The organism is uncultured Veillonella sp. (assembly GCF_938010505.1).
GTDB lineage: Bacteria > Bacillota > Negativicutes > Veillonellales > Veillonellaceae > Veillonella.
On the sequence record NZ_CALLVP010000065.1, the window covers coordinates 12,212 to 29,764 of the forward strand.

16 protein-coding genes, 3 tRNA genes and 1 pseudogene are annotated in these 17,553 nt (G+C 39.0%); 2 read left to right on the forward strand and 18 right to left on the reverse strand.

Going from position 1 to position 17,553, the window contains the following annotated elements; translation table 11 throughout:
* Positions 1-185 precede the first annotated feature (185 nt).
* Entirely contained in the window at positions 186-977 is a 792-nt protein-coding gene (locus Q0507_RS03550; protein WP_298712512.1) for a carbon-nitrogen family hydrolase, read from the forward strand.
* Between the two features lie 106 nt (positions 978-1,083).
* Here Q0507_RS03550 and Q0507_RS03555 read toward each other — a convergent pair whose 3' ends face one another.
* The 10 genes and pseudogenes from Q0507_RS03555 to Q0507_RS03600 form a co-directional block, all read right to left on the reverse strand.
* Positions 1,084-1,296, reverse strand: a complete 213-nt coding sequence (locus Q0507_RS03555; RefSeq protein ID WP_298712514.1) for a hypothetical protein — start codon at positions 1,294-1,296, stop codon at positions 1,084-1,086.
* Between the two features lie 128 nt (positions 1,297-1,424).
* Complete coding sequence (locus tag Q0507_RS03560) at positions 1,425-2,927, reverse strand: polyamine aminopropyltransferase (protein ID WP_298712517.1); 1,503 nt, start codon at positions 2,925-2,927, stop codon at positions 1,425-1,427.
* A complete protein-coding gene (locus tag Q0507_RS03565; RefSeq protein ID WP_298712519.1) occupies positions 2,927-3,358 on the reverse strand; it encodes a DUF350 domain-containing protein in 432 nt (143 codons plus the stop codon). Before Q0507_RS03565 ends, Q0507_RS03560 begins: the two co-directional genes overlap by 1 nt.
* Before the next feature lie 69 nt (positions 3,359-3,427).
* Complete coding sequence (locus Q0507_RS03570; RefSeq protein ID WP_298712522.1) at positions 3,428-4,678, reverse strand: DUF4178 domain-containing protein; 1,251 nt, start codon at positions 4,676-4,678, stop codon at positions 3,428-3,430.
* A 156-nt stretch (positions 4,679-4,834) separates the two neighbouring features.
* The gene (locus Q0507_RS03575; RefSeq protein ID WP_298712525.1) at positions 4,835-5,476 is read right to left on the reverse strand and encodes a DUF4178 domain-containing protein; all 642 of its coding nucleotides are present in this window, start codon (positions 5,474-5,476) and stop codon (positions 4,835-4,837) included.
* A 240-nt stretch (positions 5,477-5,716) separates the two neighbouring features.
* Positions 5,717-6,040 carry a hypothetical protein gene (locus tag Q0507_RS03580; RefSeq protein ID WP_298712528.1) on the reverse strand — a complete coding sequence of 108 codons (324 nt, stop codon included), beginning with the start codon at positions 6,038-6,040 and terminating at the stop codon, positions 5,717-5,719.
* Positions 6,041-6,146: 106 nt separating this feature from the next.
* Positions 6,147-6,358: pseudogene (gene tnpA / locus Q0507_RS03585) on the reverse strand (IS200/IS605 family transposase); the annotation flags it as partial.
* 352 nt (positions 6,359-6,710) lie between these two features.
* Positions 6,711-6,796 (reverse strand) — tRNA-Leu (locus Q0507_RS03590).
* Positions 6,797-6,808: 12 nt separating this feature from the next.
* Positions 6,809-6,884, reverse strand: a tRNA-Phe gene (locus Q0507_RS03595).
* Positions 6,885-6,889: 5 nt separating this feature from the next.
* Positions 6,890-6,965: transfer RNA gene (locus Q0507_RS03600), tRNA-Asp, on the reverse strand.
* Between the two features lie 285 nt (positions 6,966-7,250).
* Here Q0507_RS03600 and Q0507_RS03605 point away from each other — a divergent pair.
* Complete coding sequence (locus Q0507_RS03605) at positions 7,251-7,886, forward strand: DUF2939 domain-containing protein (protein ID WP_298712531.1); 636 nt, start codon at positions 7,251-7,253, stop codon at positions 7,884-7,886.
* Between the two features lie 126 nt (positions 7,887-8,012).
* On the opposite strand, the gene Q0507_RS03610 is transcribed toward Q0507_RS03605, so the two are convergent.
* From Q0507_RS03610 to purD, 8 genes are all read right to left on the reverse strand, one after another.
* Positions 8,013-8,390 (reverse strand): PaaI family thioesterase, encoded by a 378-nt coding sequence (locus Q0507_RS03610; RefSeq protein WP_298712534.1) that lies wholly within the window; start codon positions 8,388-8,390, stop codon positions 8,013-8,015.
* A complete protein-coding gene (gene menC / locus Q0507_RS03615) occupies positions 8,387-9,538 on the reverse strand; it encodes an o-succinylbenzoate synthase (RefSeq protein ID WP_298712537.1) in 1,152 nt (383 codons plus the stop codon). Before menC ends, Q0507_RS03610 begins: the two co-directional genes overlap by 4 nt.
* 7 nt (positions 9,539-9,545) lie before the next feature.
* Positions 9,546-11,030, reverse strand: a complete 1,485-nt coding sequence (gene menE / locus Q0507_RS03620) for an o-succinylbenzoate--CoA ligase (protein ID WP_298712540.1) — start codon at positions 11,028-11,030, stop codon at positions 9,546-9,548.
* A gap of 228 nt (positions 11,031-11,258) precedes the next feature.
* Complete coding sequence (menB, locus tag Q0507_RS03625; RefSeq protein ID WP_298712543.1) at positions 11,259-12,101, reverse strand: 1,4-dihydroxy-2-naphthoyl-CoA synthase; 843 nt, start codon at positions 12,099-12,101, stop codon at positions 11,259-11,261.
* 4 nt (positions 12,102-12,105) lie between these two features.
* Positions 12,106-12,966 carry a 2-succinyl-6-hydroxy-2,4-cyclohexadiene-1-carboxylate synthase gene (gene menH, locus Q0507_RS03630; protein WP_298712547.1) on the reverse strand — a complete coding sequence of 287 codons (861 nt, stop codon included), beginning with the start codon at positions 12,964-12,966 and terminating at the stop codon, positions 12,106-12,108.
* Entirely contained in the window at positions 12,963-14,825 is a 1,863-nt protein-coding gene (gene menD / locus Q0507_RS03635) for a 2-succinyl-5-enolpyruvyl-6-hydroxy-3-cyclohexene-1-carboxylic-acid synthase (protein ID WP_298712550.1), read from the reverse strand. Before menD ends, menH begins: the two co-directional genes overlap by 4 nt.
* Positions 14,826-14,865: 40 nt before the next feature.
* Complete coding sequence (locus Q0507_RS03640) at positions 14,866-16,008, reverse strand: isochorismate synthase (protein ID WP_298712557.1); 1,143 nt, start codon at positions 16,006-16,008, stop codon at positions 14,866-14,868.
* Positions 16,009-16,271: 263 nt separating this feature from the next.
* Positions 16,272-17,534: a phosphoribosylamine--glycine ligase gene (gene purD, locus Q0507_RS03645; RefSeq protein ID WP_298712560.1), complete on the reverse strand. Its 1,263-nt coding sequence runs from the start codon at positions 17,532-17,534 to the stop codon at positions 16,272-16,274.
* Positions 17,535-17,553 lie beyond the last annotated feature (19 nt).

Consider the following 17,553-nt stretch of genomic DNA (forward strand, 5'->3'; position numbering starts at 1 on the left):
TCCATGAAGAATAGTAAAAATTCCTCCATATAGGTATCATCTGAACAATGATTTATACTCTAAAGAGATTTATCACTTACTTATACTTTATGTTGTAATCTAGAAAAGAATGATTTAATATTTTAATTATAATGTTTCTTATTTAAACTATACGATTATTATATAAAGAATATAAAGGATTTCTTATGAAAAAACGCTTAAGCCTTATACAAATGGACGTCCATGTAAACGACGTGGAATACAACTATAATCGTGTTCAAGAGTTGCTCACGCAAGCTTTAGCTGAAAGTCCAGATATTATTGTTTTACCCGAAACATGGAACACAGGATTTCATCCATCTAAGGATTTAATCAATATTTCTGACAGAAACGGAGAAAGAACAAAAGATTTATTAAGTGCATTCTCTAAAGAGCACAATGTAAACATTGTGGGCGGCTCTGTAGCCGTAGCAAAAGAGGATTTAGTATTTAATACATCCTATGCTTACAACCGCGAAGGCAAGCTCGTAGGGGAATATTCCAAAATGCACGGATTCAGCCCTGCTAAAGAGGATTACTACTTTGCTAGCGGTACCCATACCACCCATTTCGAATTAGATGGTATTCCTTGCAGTACTGTCATTTGCTATGACATTCGTTTCCCTGAACTCGTTAGAATGGCGGCATTGCCTGGTACTGAACTGTTATTCGTACCCGCTCAGTGGCCAACCATGCGTTTACGTCACTGGCAAGTATTAAACGAAGTACGAGCCATTGAAAATCAACTCTTCCTATGTGCCGTAAACGGCTGTGGGACAGTGGGTCGTGTTCAAAGTACTGGTCATTCTGCCATATATGACCCATGGGGCACAAACCTTCTTGAAATGGATACCGTAGAAGGCATCTCATCTGTAGATATCGACCTCAACGTAGTAGAAGATATTCGCAATAAAATTAATATCTTTAGAGATCGTAAACCAGAGCTTTACAATCTATAAAATAAAGGCACATTGTTACTAAAACACCTTCTAAAATAGTCTTAATTTTGGAAAGCATTAATATGTAACAATGTGCTTTTTAATTATATTGTTTTAAATTCATATACTAAAACTCTATAAGCTTCCACATATCTTCTGGAACCTGTTCAAGAGGTTTATTTTTAGCTATTGCTTCTTTTAGAATGTCAATAGTATCTTGCACCTCTTGTTTATCCTTTGTATCTGGATCATGAAGGATGACACGATTTAAAGAATCTTTACCAAATTGCTTTAAATACTCTTTTTCCACTTGATTAAGTTCACGGCGTAAGTATTTCATAGCTATCACACCTCCTATATAAAAATCTAAAATATTTTATCATTCTAATCATTCCAATAGACCAACATAGTTTTTTATAACAATAATTATAAAATGATTTAAAGATTACCTCTATAAAAAACGGCGTATTAACGCCATTTTTTTGTTGCTTCTATATAGTAGTCGATAATAACTGGTCTAGTAATGCTGCTAATTTCTACATCGTCTACCTTTTCATCACGACCAAATGTAAATAGTTTGGCCATAATATCAGGTGTAATATATCGCGTATCTACGGCAGTGATTGGTTTAATTTGTGAAAGTTCATGTTTTGTAGCCATGTTAAAGCCCCATTCTCCAAAGGTGGGAACTTGAACATGATAGGGATATACAAAAAAACCTTCACTAGCCAATGTTTTATTGATACTCCAGAACACCTTAGGCGCATAGTACGGACTGGTAGATTGGACTACAAGAACACCACTTTCAGAAAGAGCATTGTAACATAAGCGATAGAAAATATTGCTATATAATTTACCAAGTGCTGCATTATTAGGATCTGGTAAATCAACGATAATCAGATCATATCGTTCTGAAGTACGCTCTAAAAATTTAAAGGCATCATCATTGATGATATGTACTCGCTCATCAGATAGTGAGCCTTGATTTAGTTCTACAATGAGCGGATTTGTTTTTGACACATCTGTCATAACCGCATCAAGGTCGACGAGCGTAATATTTACATCTCCATATTTCAAAAGCTCACGAGCGGCTAGGCCATCGCCACCACCAAGGATGAGGATGTTTTTAGGATATACTACCTGTGCCATAGGAATATGTACCAAGGCCTCATGGTAGCGATATTCATCCATCGACGAAAACTGTAAATTGCCATCGATAAATAAGCGAATATCATCTTTATGACGTGTAATGATAACCTTTTGATACTGTGATTGTTGAGAAAAAACTATGGTATCTCGATACAACCCATTTTCAATGTATTTTGATATGCTTTCAGAGGTAACCAAACCTACCGTTAAACTAAGGGCAATACCTATAGTGGCAAGTTTCAAGGCACGTCTAAAATGCAAATGATGTCGATAACGAATCACCACAATAGCTGCGGCCGTAATATTCAACAAACCACATAAAAAGGCAGAAGCCATATAACCGAGATAAGGTAATAACAGCAATGGAAACGCCACTGCCCCTACTAAACCACCGATGTAGTCAAAAGCAAAAACAGAGGACAACGTAACTCGTACATCCTTAGTATCCAGCTCTATAACACGTGCTAACAAGGGGATTTCCATCCCCACTAAACAACCTATGATAATCACCAACAGATACATAATAATCTGATAGGACACGATGTATAGATTGCCCAAGAATATAGCAAGTGCACTAATACCACCAACGACACCCACGGCTAATTCAATACCGATAAACCAGTCATACAAATGGGTTTTAATATATTTACTAAGATAGGAACCAAGCCCCATAGCGGCCATATATAGGCCAATAGTAATGGAGTATTGCCACACCGTATCGCCCGATATATAAGAGCTAATAGCGCCTATGATGAGCTCATAGCACAGTGAACAGCCCGATATAATAAAGGCCGTCAACAATAATAATCGGTGTGATTTCATCAGTGGATAGCTCCGGCAATTATGAGGGCACAACCCACAAAGATACCAAAGATCATAATGCCTGCCGCCGTATTCCCACGCATAATCTCTTCGGCTAAGGAATATTTACGGTGAAACGCATTAACCAAGAAAAATCCTACTAAGAATATAGCTATGCCAATAACAGAATACAAAAGGCTAGACACCAAGCCCTGTAAAAGATATTCCTCCACCGCTTGCGCTGATGGTGATTGAATAGCAGCGCGAACGATTTCGCCGATACCAATAAAGGATCCCGCACAAAGCCAAGCTACGGCACGATTGCCGCGCTTAATTTCAGTAGGGAAATCACCGGGAATAAAGACATCAATAATCCAATTACCAATAATCATCAGTATGATACCGATAAGGGAAAAGACAACCACATTTATAATATCTACGATATAAGGCATAATACCCTCCTACTATGTTTTAATAGCTTTTTTTAAACTGAAAATAATCGTGATTTACCTTAACAAATATTATTTGCCGGAGCTCGTACCCCCGCTATAACCGCCGCGACTGCCAGAACTACCATTACGAATACTGGTTGCATAAGATTCATATGGTGAATAACTATAATTATTCGCCTTAGATAAACGTGCTGCATCTGTAGTACCCGCACCATGACCCGTCGAATAGTCAGACTTATATGGATTCTTCGTTGGATCATAATCGGTATATGTGGATGAGGACTTATATTTTGTTTCATCTTGTCCATATCCGTTATACCAATACGAATTGCGATAGAACCAATAAGAGCGTGCACTTGAACGATAACCGCCATCATTATTATGATTGTACGCAGCTTCTCTACTTTCAATACGAACTAAAACTGTATTATCCGTAGAGATATAGACCGTAATATATTCATATTTAGTCAATAATGTTACTGTTTCCGTAGGAACCTTTTGCATCCCCTGTTGTTCTGATTGATATTTTGAAGCAACTGATATGTTATCATCTGTAATGTCTGTAAAAGCCGTGTTACCGTCTTGTGTAACTCGTTCAACCTCACCATCCAAGCCTTTAATGATATCTTGAGTCGTTTCATCAAGATTTAAAGATGATTGATAAATATCTGATTTCAGATTATTTGTGCCCGTAATGGATGTTACATATGTATATCGAGACGGATTGTCCTTAATATATTCAGATGCTGTATAAGGATGATTGAAAAAAGCACGTACATTATGCCACATGTGTATATCTAAATCAGGCGTATAAGCAAGAAAAATCACAATCATCCAAAAAGCAGGATAAAACCACTTTTTATAACGTTGTTGTTTCATGCGTTTCTGAATAACTTCACTAAACTCGGGATCAGTGTCTAAAGTCACATAGTCCTTGCTAATATAAAAGCCTTGCGAATACTCTGTTTCGTCATCCCACACTTCTATTGAAAATGTACTCGCTCCACTTTCAGTTTCATACTCTTCATAATCCGCCGAGTCACTTGTATCTACGTCTACATCACCCCAAACACCTCTAACTCGTTCACGTCCACTATCCACGAGCTTCATACCATCCGTGCTCATCCTACCACAAGGCTTTGTAAACTGATATTCGTTGCGGATTTCATCCCAGCTTAGCCAATATTCATCTTCACCAACATGTTTTAAAAGTTTATACTCAAACCATGTATCGCCATAGTCATCTTCGTATTTTATCTTCCCCAGAATGGTGTATAAATCGTTCCTGATACGCAACGTATCACCATAATTAAACTCCATAAATAGACCTCATAAAACACCTATACAAACGAAAATCATTAATTCAAAATCTAATTATTACAACATACCTTACTATGATTGTACACGGATTGTGAAAGCCTGCCAAACAACCAGATAAAAGAAAAGCTGTCAGCAATAATAATTGTTGTGATTACATCAACGGATAATTCTTCTAATAATAAGAACAGATACCACAATGATCCCAAGGACTATATTCCCAGCTACTATATAAGGCCATGTAAGGTCATCACGTATATCATGCAATATTTTTATATCAAAGATTGGCATATAAACTAGTAAGTTTGCAAAAATCCAAACTATGGGCCCTATAAACTTCATCTTCTTAGCAATATCCATTTTATCTAGAATAGACTCGGTTACCTCTACATCCTTTTCAACCGATACATATTCTTTATTGATATAAAAGCCTTTTAAATATTCCTTCCTATCGGACCATTCTTTAACAGAAAACGTATGTGTACCATTATTATTTTCATACTCTTTATAACGAGCAACATCAGAAGTATCTATATCCGTATCACCCCAAGTGCCTATTGCCATCTGATAACCACTATTCACAATTTTCATATCCGATGGTAACGCTTTTCCACACGACTTTGAAAACTGGTACGCCTCTCGCCTCTTATCCCAACTGAACCAAAACTCTGCGTTATTCTTATGTTTAATTAGCTTATACTCATACCAAATATCTCCATGAGTATCAATGTATCGTATCTTGCCTAGAATAGTATATAATTCCCTTCGGATACGTAGCGTCTCGCCATAATTAAAATCCATAACCGTCTCTCATATTGAAAATCATACATGTAAAATGTATATTACTTATTACTATGATTGTACACGGATTGTAAAAGCCTGCCAACACTTCTCAAATTTAAAAGAGAAGATAAACTCATTAAATGTATTTTAATATCAAAATAATGACAAAAAAGGACCTACAGTAAACTGTAGGTCCTTATATCTTGCTATATTTTTGTTTGATTTGATGTCATATATATCTATTATATATGAATCGCACTAATCTTCTATTTCTCGAATGTCATATTCAAGATTAAAAAATTTAATAAGCTTTAAAACATTATCTCGATTATAATTAGACGGAACTGGAATCAGTAATGTTTTATCACTATTAATATATACCGCTTTTACGTCTTCTCCCCAAACAAAATCAGGAAAACACTCAGCCAAACTAAGGTCTTCCCAAGTCTGGCTGCCAACAAGAAGAATTCCTTGACCTAATTTTCTTTGCATAGAACATATTACGTCCCACGCTTCGGCATAATCTGCTACGGGCACTGAATCTCTCATAAAATGTGGATTATGATTTAAAACTTTTAGCATTTCATCCACCTCCTATTATGTACCATAATTACACCATATTTTTAAATTGTATGCAATAGATTATTAACCAATCAGAACCACCCTTAAAAGATGAAACTGCTATTTAGAGTGGAATAAATACTAACGTATTCACATGATCTGCCATAATCTCCCCCTCAATAATCTTGCCCACTTATATTCACATAAACGCCTTAATATTTCACGTAAACTATTTCTGTATTGATTATATATAACTTTACGTCTATACTTAGGTGTAAATACTATGTGGTATTTGCATAACCATTTTGTGTGCGCAAGACTCTGTGTCTTTGTTGCCATATAAAATCACCTTTCTTTTGCATATAATGCGGCTTGAACACCTACATTATACTTAAGCAAGGTGATTTTTTATATAGCTTTCATTGCCACACCCGCATAACGGGTAGTTTTATGGCTCGCGACTACGTCGCGAACCAGTCTAAAGACAATAATAAAATAAGCCACCGCATCATATGCAGTGGCTATTATAACCCTCATATAAAAGGGGCAAATATTTATTATTTAAAGGGGCAAATAAGGGGCAAATTGTTGTTGCAATGCGTTACTCTTTATCTTTCAAATATCCTTGTAAATGCTTTATCTGTTACGATTTATTACAACTCGTTACAATCTGTTAATCAGCAAGTAGAAATGGTGCGGTTGGAGGGACTTGAACCCTCACGAGCGTACGCTCACCACCCCCTCAAGATGGCGTGTCTGCCATTCCACCACAACCGCATGGAATACAAATGGTGCCTCAGGACAGAATCGAACTGTCGACACACGGATTTTCAGTCCGTTGCTCTACCAACTGAGCTACCGAGGCATAAATGGCGACCCCGATCAGATTTGAACTGACGATCTTCGCCGTGACAGGGCGACATGTTAACCGCTACACCACGGGGCCGCGTATCAACTCTCGTTGACTACTTGTACATAATATCATGGATTTAAGACCATTGCAACTATTTTTTCAAAAAAATATTATTACAAAAGTATTAAAATTATTGATTATATTTGATAATCCCTACTTTATGGCTTTTATAAGGGAGTTTATCTACTAAATTAAACGTATTCATACTTTATCGCCACAATTCATCAGTTTTCGCATAAGTGCAAAATATCACAATATACTTTACTTCATATGCTACAATATGTATATAATCGGTATAAAAAATAACTATCTAGAAACATGAAAGGATTCGCTGTGAATAAGTTCAATTCAAAAGGTGTTATTATCGCCCTTATTATCGCTATTGTAGGCGCACTGGCTGCAGCATGGTACTTCTTGTGGTATGTGCCACATACACCGGCTTACACATTAAAAATCATTCACAAAGCAGTACAAGATAAAGATGCAGACGAAGTATTGCGCCACGTAGATATAAAATCCATCGTAAAAAATATCGTAGAGCGAGAAGGCAATAAGTATGTCGATACGTCTAATCCACTTGGTAAAGCTACAATAGCAGCCACAAAAACATTTGGACCTGCGCTTATCGAAGATGTATTGCGAAAGTATATCGAAGATCCAGATAGCTTTAAATCTGAGCCACCTACCAATAATACTACAACTCAAAACGATGATAATAAGTCCATGGTAGATCGCCTCGTAGAAGGTCGTCTATTTAAACAACACGATGTAGAAATTAAAGACTTAAAATCGGAAGATAATGGTAATACGGCTACCGTAACTGTAACGATACAAAACAATAAAAAGAATATGACAAAAGATGTAAGAGTTTTGATGCGTTACTTAGGGGACGGAACATGGGTTATTTACGATATTCCTGACATCGAGGACTTATATACGATCACCTGTAAGTAAACATCACTCAATATATAATTTAAAATACATCTATAAAGGATACCAGCCCTACAAAATCTCCAAAGCGAGCCAAGTTGATTTTGTAGGGCTGGTATCTTTTTTATATCACTTCATACCATATATTAGTTAACGATTAAAGTCTACGATTGCCAAGGTTACAGTTACTTGCGAAATAAGGCGTTGTGCATCATCAATCATATCAAAGCGCCAAACGTGGGAGGTTTTGCCTTTCAATAGTAGCGTACCTAAAGCTGTTAAATCTCCTTCGCATTTTACAGGGCGCAAGTGGTTCGCAGTTATAGACTGGCCTACACCAAATTTATGAGAGCCTACCAATTCATTGCTCATCATTCCTGCAATAATTTCTGCAAAAGCTAATGTAGCACCACCGTTTAAATAGCCTTGTGGTTGTTTGTGAAACTCAGTTAAATTCATTTTTGCAATACATGTGGTATCACTCGTCATACGAGGAGCATCAATTTGTAAGGATTCAATTAAATTCATAGTGTTCGTTTCTCCACACAATACGCGTCTAGTCTATCATCAAAGACTGTTACACCTAGTCCATCTCCATTGGGAACATGCATAACACCATTTTTAAATGTTAAATCTGGATAGATAAGATCTCGTTCAAAATATCTATTTGAGTCAGATAAATCACCTGCCATATAGGAATCTCCCAATGCAGCTAGTTGGACGTGAAGCATTTTAGAAACACCTGACTCAACCATGCTCCCTATCCAATATGGAATGTGACGTTCTCTACATAGATTAATAGCCGCCTTTGTTGGAATAAGGCCGCCCATTCGCCCTACTTTTACATTCAACACATCGATTAAGTCATATTCAATAGCATAGGACAAATCATCATACCCTAAGATGGACTCATCCAAACAAATTGGCGTATAGATTTTCCAATCACCATTATTAAGACGCTCCCACTTCCAATCTTTATAGGATTGAAGGGTTGTCATAGCAAAGGGTTCTTCAATACAAGTCAAGTTTAAATCATTATATTGGCGGACCTTTTCTATTTCATCATAGGAATAGCTTTGATTCGCATCAGCCGCTAAGACTAAATCTGGGTAATGTTTGCGAACTAAAGCTAGACGTTCATAACCATCTACAGGATTTACCTTTAATTTAATCCGCTTACAACCACTTATAACATGGCGCTCTACAATATCGAGTAATTTATCTATTGGTACATCACCGACAACGACACCACTTTCAATAGTATCTTGTAAAGCTTGTCCCATAATATAAGAAACAGAGTTTACACCTACCCGTTCGCAATGAAGATGAATGAGCGCATTTTCTAGAGCCGCAATGGCCATAGGCATATTATCTCGATTGAGCCAAAACTGTAATTGTCGAACATAGGTCATGAGCGGTTTAGGGCGCATCAAGCGCAAATTAAAGATATAATCATCTACTAAGGTTTTCCAACAGGTTTCTACGGTCTCAAATGTATAGAATGGCTCTGTGAAAGCTACGCATTCCCCATACCCTACATAACCTTGTTGATCCTCGATACGGATTACGATGGTTTCCCGCTCTTTTACCTCCCCCTTGGCGGTCTTGAAGTTAAAGTTCAGCGGCAATTTAAGGCGATATGTAGTTATACTTTTAAAGTTTAAAATATCATTCATAGGCGCCTCAATTTTCTAATTTCAGTTCATTGCGCAATATTTTTCCTGTTCCATTTCGAGGCAAAGCAGTCAAGACTTTTACATATTTTGGAACCTTATATTTTGCTAAAGAATTAGTCATAAAGTCTATAATGTCATCTGTAGTCATGCTTTTACCATCATGAAAGGCCACAAAGAGCGCTGGCACTTGCCCCCATTTATCATCCGGTACAGGAACAACCGCACATTCTTTCACTGCTGGTAATGTATACACTAAATCCTCTAGTTCCTTAGGGTAAATATTTTCACCCCCAGAAATGATGAGATCCTTACGGCGATTCAAAATATAAACAAAGCCATCCTCATCGATGTAACCAATATCATCTGTATTAAAGTCTCCATCGATAGGTTCCTTGTTGATATACCCAGACATAACCATCGGGCCAGTCAAATGAATTTCGCCTACCCCATCCGCATCAGGGTTATCGATGCGAACCTGCATACTAGGCAATGGCTTACCTACAGATTCTCGTTTATCAGGATAATCCAATACCGAGAAGGTCACGCTTTGACTAAAGGTTTCCGTCATACCGTAAGTCTTATAGATAGGCAAGGATTTCTTTTCACAAGCATCGATTAGCGCCATCGGAATGAACTCTCCACCAAGCAAGATAACACGTAATACATGGTGCGTAATATGCGGCTCTAATTGAGTCAAAATGGTAGGCACTAAGGACATCATATTGATTTGCTCAGTTTCTATGAGTTTTAGAACTTGAGCTTCATCATATTTAGACAAAATAGTGACAGCCATCCCATTATAAAGAGACCTCATCAAGATAGATAAACCACTCACATGAAACAGAGGCAGTACCATTAGCCAATTATCCTGCTCTGTTTTCCCTAGTACCTCTTGGGATGCTTGTACATGAGCTTTAATTTGTCCCCATCGAAGCGGTACAGCCTTAAATTGCCCCGTAGTAGCGCTCGTATTCATGATAGCAGCTATGTCTGTGTCCGCAAAGGTCCAATCAAAGGAGTCCTCGACTGCTAAATCTGATAGAATTCTTTCTAGAGTTTCAAACTCAATTGTAACAATTGAATTAGAGACCTCCGAATCAACGGAATGAGATAATTGATTTTCAACAGAATCTGATACTATAGGATCAACTAAATTTGATACTTGAGTTTCGATGGTATCAGGCAATTGATTACGTCGTTCTTTACTATGTAATACGGTGGTGATACCTAATTGATCCAATTGGTTCGCTATTTCGTTTGGCTTAAGATGTACATTGAGTAAAAGTACCTCTTTATGAACTAGCATAGCGCCCAACACATACATTGCCATGGTCACAGAGTTATCGGATACGATAGCCACACGAGATGCATCTAAAGGCGCTAAATTACGAGCTACATGAAGTACACCGCGGTATATATCGTTATAAGTATATTCATTTATACATTTACGATTAGGATAGTGCTGTGCACCATGGCGTAACCACTCCATCATCTCACCTCGTATCTAGATCTAATCACTAATAAGTAATCACTAATTACCAATAAGTAATAAGTAATAAGCAATAAATTAATAAATAATAAGTAGTAAGTAATAACTAAAATGTAATAATTGAACTATGATAAATAAAGAGATATTACAAGAAAGGCGCCTCATGTAGAGGCGCACTTGTCGTTTTAACAGTTAATATAATCCGTAATATAGGACTGTATCGACTCCCTATTAAGGGAATTTAGGGAATTGTTTGAAGTTAGGTTTGCGTTTTTCCTTGAACGCGTCGCGACCTTCTTTAGCTTCATCGATTGTGTAGTACATCAATGTAGCGTCCCCTGCAAATTGTTGTAAACCTGCAAGACCATCTGTATCGGCATTGAAGGCACCTTTCAACATGCGCAATGCCATTGGGGATAATTCAAGGATTTCGCTACACCATTGTACTGTTTCTTCTTCCAATTTATCGAATGGTACCACAGTATTAACCATGCCCATTTCATAAGCTTGAGCTGCAGTGTATTGTCGGCACAAGAACCATACTTCGCGAGCGCGTTTGTGACCGATCATGCGAGCCAAATAACCTGCCCCATAACCAGCATCGAAGGAACCTACACGAGGACCAGTTTGACCGAATTTAGCATTTTCAGAAGCGATGGTAAGGTCACATACGATGTGCAACACATGACCGCCACCGATAGCATAACCATTAACCATAGCGATAACAGGTTTAGGAATAACGCGAATCAAGCGTTGTAAATCGAGAACGTTCAAGCGAGGTACATTATCGTCACCTACATAACCACCGTGACCACGTACGCTTTGGTCACCGCCGGAGCAGAACGCTTCTTTATCTTCGCCTTTTCCGTGGTTAGCACCAGTCAATACGATTACGCCTACTTCGTTATCTTCACGAGCTACTGTGAAAGCATCAATTAACTCTATTACCGTTTTAGGACGGAATGCGTTGCGCACTTCTGGACGGTTAATAGTAATCTTTGCAATGCCATTATATGTTTCGTAAATTACATCTTCATAATTACGATCCAATACTTTCCAATCAAATTTGCTCATGGACTTAACCTTTCTTCTGTAAAAAATCTAACACCGCTCGTTCAAAAATCTGCGGTTTCTCTATATGTACATTATGCCCCGCCCCTTCGACGATGACATGATTAAATCTTGGCAACTTGCCAAATACATCTCTTCCTATTGTAGTATATTTTGTATCTAATGCGCCACTCACATATAAACCATTAACAGAGAATTTTTCTAATTTATCGCCTACATAAGACATTACGCCCTGCCCTGAGCCACGCAATGTACAGGCTAAGGCGTACGTGCTATTATTGGATCGACGTAGATAGATTAATTCCTCTACCCCTTCTGAAAGTTGTTTTTGACTTTCAAAAATAGGAACCTCTGCCCATCGTGTAGCAAACCAAGCGCCATCATGCTCTTCGATGTGACTCGCTAAGTCTTCATCAGCCTTACGGCGTTCAGCTCGCTCAACATCAGAAGCGATACCTACAGAGCCACTTTCAAGAACGATACCTTTGATTTCACGTTCGTAGTGCAAAGCATAAGAAAGCGCAATACGCGCACCCATGGAATAACCCATGAGGTAATAGCTTTCACCAACCATATGATAAATAACTGTATGCAAATCCTCTATCATTTGAGGAATTGTATAGGCCTTATCCTCATCAGGAATATCTGAATCACCATGGCCGATCAAATCGATACGGACCACACGATACCCCGGCAGATTAATAGAATCCCAAGTGTAGCTTGATTCAGAAAAACCATGGAAACATACAATGGGTTCACCGTCTCCAACCACAGTCAAACCGTAGCGGTACTCACCCAAGTCAAAATACATACGCTGAGCTGGATTACATAAAGCATTATCTACAATACTGCAAAAATACTGACTCATAGTAATGCCTCCATATCAACTGAAACTTTTGTATATTTCTTATGTAACTGTCGACTATATTCCCGGTCTGTAGGTATTTCAATGATATGAACACCAGATTCCGTGCTAACGTTAGCTAATACACGACTCAATTCATCAGGACTAGAGATTTTAGTGTGCCCACAGCCATAGAGTTTAGCGGCCCCACTATAATCTAAACCTTGTGACGTAGAGAACAAGTAATCAAAATGCTTTGTCCCCTTTTGTGGTAAGTATTCAAAAATGCCGCCTCCATCGTTATTATGCAAAATAATCGTCAAATTTAGATTATGCGTTTTAGCGACCGCTAAGCCGTTTAGATCATGGAACAAAGACAAATCTCCCGTTACAAGATATGTAGATTTACCATTTGTGGCAAGACCTAGTGCAGTTGAAACGGTACCATCAATACCATTAACACCACGATTACCGTAAAGAATAGCATCGGATTCACCAGAGAACCAGAAATAATCAAAGTCGCGAATGGTCATACTATTAGCCACTAGCACTTGGCTATTGTCAGGGATATGTTGTTGCAACTCGCGTATCGTGCGCCCTTCAAAACAGCTTGGTTCTTCTATGGCTGTACTTAGTTGAGCTTTACCAGCTGCTTCTAAACTTTGCCATCTATTAAGATATGCATTAGATTCGTTCTTTTCAGCGTACAAATGCGTAAACATATCGATGCTTGCTTGCATGTGTATGGTGGTTTTCCCCGTTGGATTCATGGAGTCCATTGTAGGATTTATCTCTATATACTCCACATTATCCCAACTTGCCACCATCTGTTGCACGCGTTTAGACACAACCATTTGGCCAAACTGAATCACGCAATCCGGCTTTAGTACAGGCCATAGGTCTTTATCGGCTAAAAATGCATCATACGTTGAAATCACAACATCAGGAGACTGTTTTTCCTGAGTCATATCTGTATCATTGCTACGATTGATATTAAATTCATGATTGGCATCAATAGCATCAGTCTTATGATAGCGTCTTACATTGGACAATGGATCCGCCAAGATAGGTGCTTGTAAGTTCTCCGCAAAGGAGTGAATAGATTCAACCTCATCTACATCGATTTGTGGACCAGCTAAAATAAGGACTTTCTTATATTGTGCAAGCAATGGATTAGTGTTATTAGTACTATTATCAGTAGTATTTTTAGTATAGCTTACATTTCTTATATTACTTGCTTTACTTACGTTACTTGGATTACTTGTATTATTACTTTTATTCTGGTAGCTGAATACATCACCGTAATTAGGTTTAAATACTTTGTAAGGGCTACGTCCCGCTTCAAAGTGTTTACCATCCAGTTCAGGCACTAAGGGCTCAAAGAGAGGTACATTGATATGAACGGGCCCTTTTTTAGTATCCATAGCTTTCATATACGCCTTGCGAGCTACTTGGCGTGGATATGTGTAGTAATGATCCTCTTGAGGCACCGCTAGTTCTTCGTAGTAATTTACAGCTGTACCAAAAATCTTTTGTTGATCTACTGTTTGTGGAGCCCCTACATGTAACAAAGTATGAGGTCGATCAGCAGATAATACGATAAGAGGTACCCCACTATATTGAGCCTCTAATATAGCGGGCAAATAATGAGCCTCTGCCGAACCAGATGTACAAACTAGTACAGTTGGTTTTTTATGAGCCTTTGCAATGCCAAGCGCCATAAAGCTAGCAGAGCGCTCATCTATATTCATATATGTTTCAAAGCCTTCATACTCCGTGAAAAGCATAGCCATCGTCGTAGAACGCGATCCAGGGCTAAACACTGCATGACGGACGCCGAGTTGGTAAAACTCATCTACCAAGGCAGCAATATATTCGTTCATTATATTCCCTTTCAACAACTTCTAAGGGTTTGGAAATGTATTATAACGCATCCAAAATAGTGCGCATTTTATTATTAGTTTCTGCATATTCTTCATCCGCATCAGAATCAGCGACAACGCCGCATCCAGCATAGGCATAAAGAATATTATTCATGATGAGTGCAGATCGAATAGCCACAACGACGATGCCGTCTCCCATGTCCTTCATAAAGCCAAAAGGCGCTGCATACATACCACGCTCATGAGCTTCGTACTTTTGTAGCAATGCCAACGCCTTTTCTCGCGGTTCACCGCCGAGAGCTGGTGTAGGATGTAGCAATTTTGCCCATTCCACGAGGGATTTTGTGCTATCCTTTGCGGTAATAATAGTGCGCAAGTGATAGAGATGAGCCAGCTCCATGATGCCCGTTTCACCTATGGTAACATCAGGTGTTATAGACTCCATTGTTTTCACGATACGATCGCGCACGATATTATGTTCAAAGAGATTTTTCTTATCTGTTAACAGTTGTTCCTTAGTCCACGCATTTGATCCATGTTTAGGAGCTGTCCCCGCCAAGGCATAACTGAGAATTTCACTACCTCGATGGCGAACTAGAATCTCTGGCGATGCGCCCACAAAGGTACGTCCATTCTTTTCGTAACCAAAGATAAAGCAATTTGGATTATTATCTACCAAATTTGCCAAAATACTCGCCACATTGTATGGTGTTTCGCTAGTGAACTGTACCTCTCGAGAAGAAACGACCTTTGTCATTTCACCACTGCTAATGCCGTCAGCGATAGCATTCATCAAACTATCCCAAGCAGCCTTATCATCACTAGTTTCCTTGTAGGTATGGCGAACTCGAGGCACCTCGAAATCTGTAATAGGGACGCTTTCACCAGCGTGCAAGTAGAAAGATTTCCCATTTTCTACGATGTAGTAATGGGTGAAAGCAATCATTTCATGGCCCATGCCAGCCCATTTGGGGTCCTTGGAGTTCTCAAAAAAAGTATCCCCATAAAACACGTAAGCGTAATTATGGCGGTCCTCATCATCTTTAACCGTCACCAGACGTTTAGCGCCTACAACGATGCGGTCACTTTGACGATCTACCCAGAATACGCGTTCTTCGTTGGGGAAATTCAGCCAAAAGGCTACCGGACTATTCAGTTCTAACGGTTCTTTATTATATATCATAGTTGTATATCGCTATAAAAAAATAAAATAGACTATAGTAAAAACACCTAACGTTTAGAAGATTTACTTCTACACGTCAGGCGTCATCAATAAGTTTCCAAATTTTTGAGATGAGCCTAACGCCATCACACGTCGATGGGCCCTCTTTATATCTAATTTATTATATCACAGGTAACCATTAAAATGTAGAAAATAAAAACCTCTACACCGCATGCGTTATGCATGAATGTAGAGGTTTTCATTATATTTAAAATGTTGTTACTTTATTTGAAAGCCTTAGCCCCAATATCTGTACGATATTGCATGCCTTCAAAGTCGATATGCGCTATACGTCCATAGGCTCTATCAAGTGCCGTTCTAAGGTCTTTGCCAAGACCGACAACACCGAGCACACGGCCGCCATTAGTGACATAGTTTTCACCAACAAGCTTTGTACCAGAGTGGAATACGATGGTTGTGTCATATTGTTTAATATCCCCACTGATGATATCGCCCTTTGATGAAGTTTCAGGATAACCCTTAGAAGCAAGGATAACGCAGGCCGCCGAGGAGTCTTTCCATTTCACCATATCAGCTGTCAATGTGCCCTTAGCACAAGCCATCATGATTTGACCTAAATCACTATCTAGTAGAGGCAATACAACTTGCGTTTCAGGGTCTCCAAATCGTGCATTGAACTCTACCACCTTAGGACCTTCGTCAGTAATCATAAGCCCAGCGTAGAGGCAGCCTACATACGGCATACCTTCCTTTTCCATAGCTGCTACCATAGGTTCCAAGATGGTTTTCATCGCTTCGACCCGCAATGCATCCGTAAGAACTGGTGCCGGCGCATAGGTACCCATGCCACCCGTATTAGGGCCTTTATCACCATCAAAGATGCGTTTATGATCTTGAGAGGCAATCATTGGAACAACGGTCTTACCATCTACAAAGGCTAATAAACTAGCCTCTTCACCTTCCATAAACTCTTCGATAACAACGGTGCTGCCTGCATCACCGAATCGATTACCGCTGAGCATATCTTCCACAGCTGCATTCGCTTCGTCGACGGTCATGGCTACTACAACACCCTTCCCTGCCGCCAAGCCGTCAGCTTTAACAACTATAGGAGCTCCTGTTTGAGCGATAAAAATTTTCGCTTCATCTACCTTGTGAAACACACCATACGCAGCAGTTGGAATGTTGTATTTTTTCATGAGATCCTTGGCAAACACCTTTGAGCCCTCTAGTTGAGCGGCGGCTTTGGATGGTCCAAAAACTGGAATTCCCACCTTATTGAGTACATCTGCTAAACCTGCTACCAAAGGGGCCTCAGGCCCAACAACAACTAAATCAACTTGATTCTCTTTTAAAAAGCTAATCAAATGATCGCTTTGTTGCCAATCGATGCCAACTAGCTCTGCACAATCTGACATGGCCGCGCTGCCAGGAATGGCGTATACCTTTGTTACGTTAGGGCTGATGGACAATCGCCACGCCAATGCATGTTCGCGGCCGCCGTTACCGATTACACATACTTTCATAAGTCCTCCATCGGCGCCT

Coding starts and splice junctions, on each gene's coding strand:
- Q0507_RS03550 (WP_298712512.1), top strand. CDS start 186: ATGAAAAAACGCTTAAGCCTTATACAAATGGACGTCCATGTAAACGAC.
- Q0507_RS03555 (WP_298712514.1), bottom strand. CDS start 1,296: ATGAAATACTTACGCCGTGAACTTAATCAAGTGGAAAAAGAGTATTTA.
- Q0507_RS03560 (WP_298712517.1), bottom strand. CDS start 2,927: ATGAAATCACACCGATTATTATTGTTGACGGCCTTTATTATATCGGGC.
- Q0507_RS03565 (WP_298712519.1), bottom strand. CDS start 3,358: ATGCCTTATATCGTAGATATTATAAATGTGGTTGTCTTTTCCCTTATC.
- Q0507_RS03570 (WP_298712522.1), bottom strand. CDS start 4,678: ATGGAGTTTAATTATGGTGATACGTTGCGTATCAGGAACGATTTATAC.
- Q0507_RS03575 (WP_298712525.1), bottom strand. CDS start 5,476: ATGGATTTTAATTATGGCGAGACGCTACGTATCCGAAGGGAATTATAT.
- Q0507_RS03580 (WP_298712528.1), bottom strand. CDS start 6,040: ATGCTAAAAGTTTTAAATCATAATCCACATTTTATGAGAGATTCAGTG.
- Q0507_RS03605 (WP_298712531.1), top strand. CDS start 7,251: ATGAAAGGATTCGCTGTGAATAAGTTCAATTCAAAAGGTGTTATTATC.
- Q0507_RS03610 (WP_298712534.1), bottom strand. CDS start 8,390: ATGAATTTAATTGAATCCTTACAAATTGATGCTCCTCGTATGACGAGT.
- menC (WP_298712537.1), bottom strand. CDS start 9,538: ATGAATGATATTTTAAACTTTAAAAGTATAACTACATATCGCCTTAAA.
- menE (WP_298712540.1), bottom strand. CDS start 11,030: ATGATGGAGTGGTTACGCCATGGTGCACAGCACTATCCTAATCGTAAA.
- menB (WP_298712543.1), bottom strand. CDS start 12,101: ATGAGCAAATTTGATTGGAAAGTATTGGATCGTAATTATGAAGATGTA.
- menH (WP_298712547.1), bottom strand. CDS start 12,966: ATGAGTCAGTATTTTTGCAGTATTGTAGATAATGCTTTATGTAATCCA.
- menD (WP_298712550.1), bottom strand. CDS start 14,825: ATGAACGAATATATTGCTGCCTTGGTAGATGAGTTTTACCAACTCGGC.
- Q0507_RS03640 (WP_298712557.1), bottom strand. CDS start 16,008: ATGATATATAATAAAGAACCGTTAGAACTGAATAGTCCGGTAGCCTTT.
- purD (WP_298712560.1), bottom strand. CDS start 17,534: ATGAAAGTATGTGTAATCGGTAACGGCGGCCGCGAACATGCATTGGCG.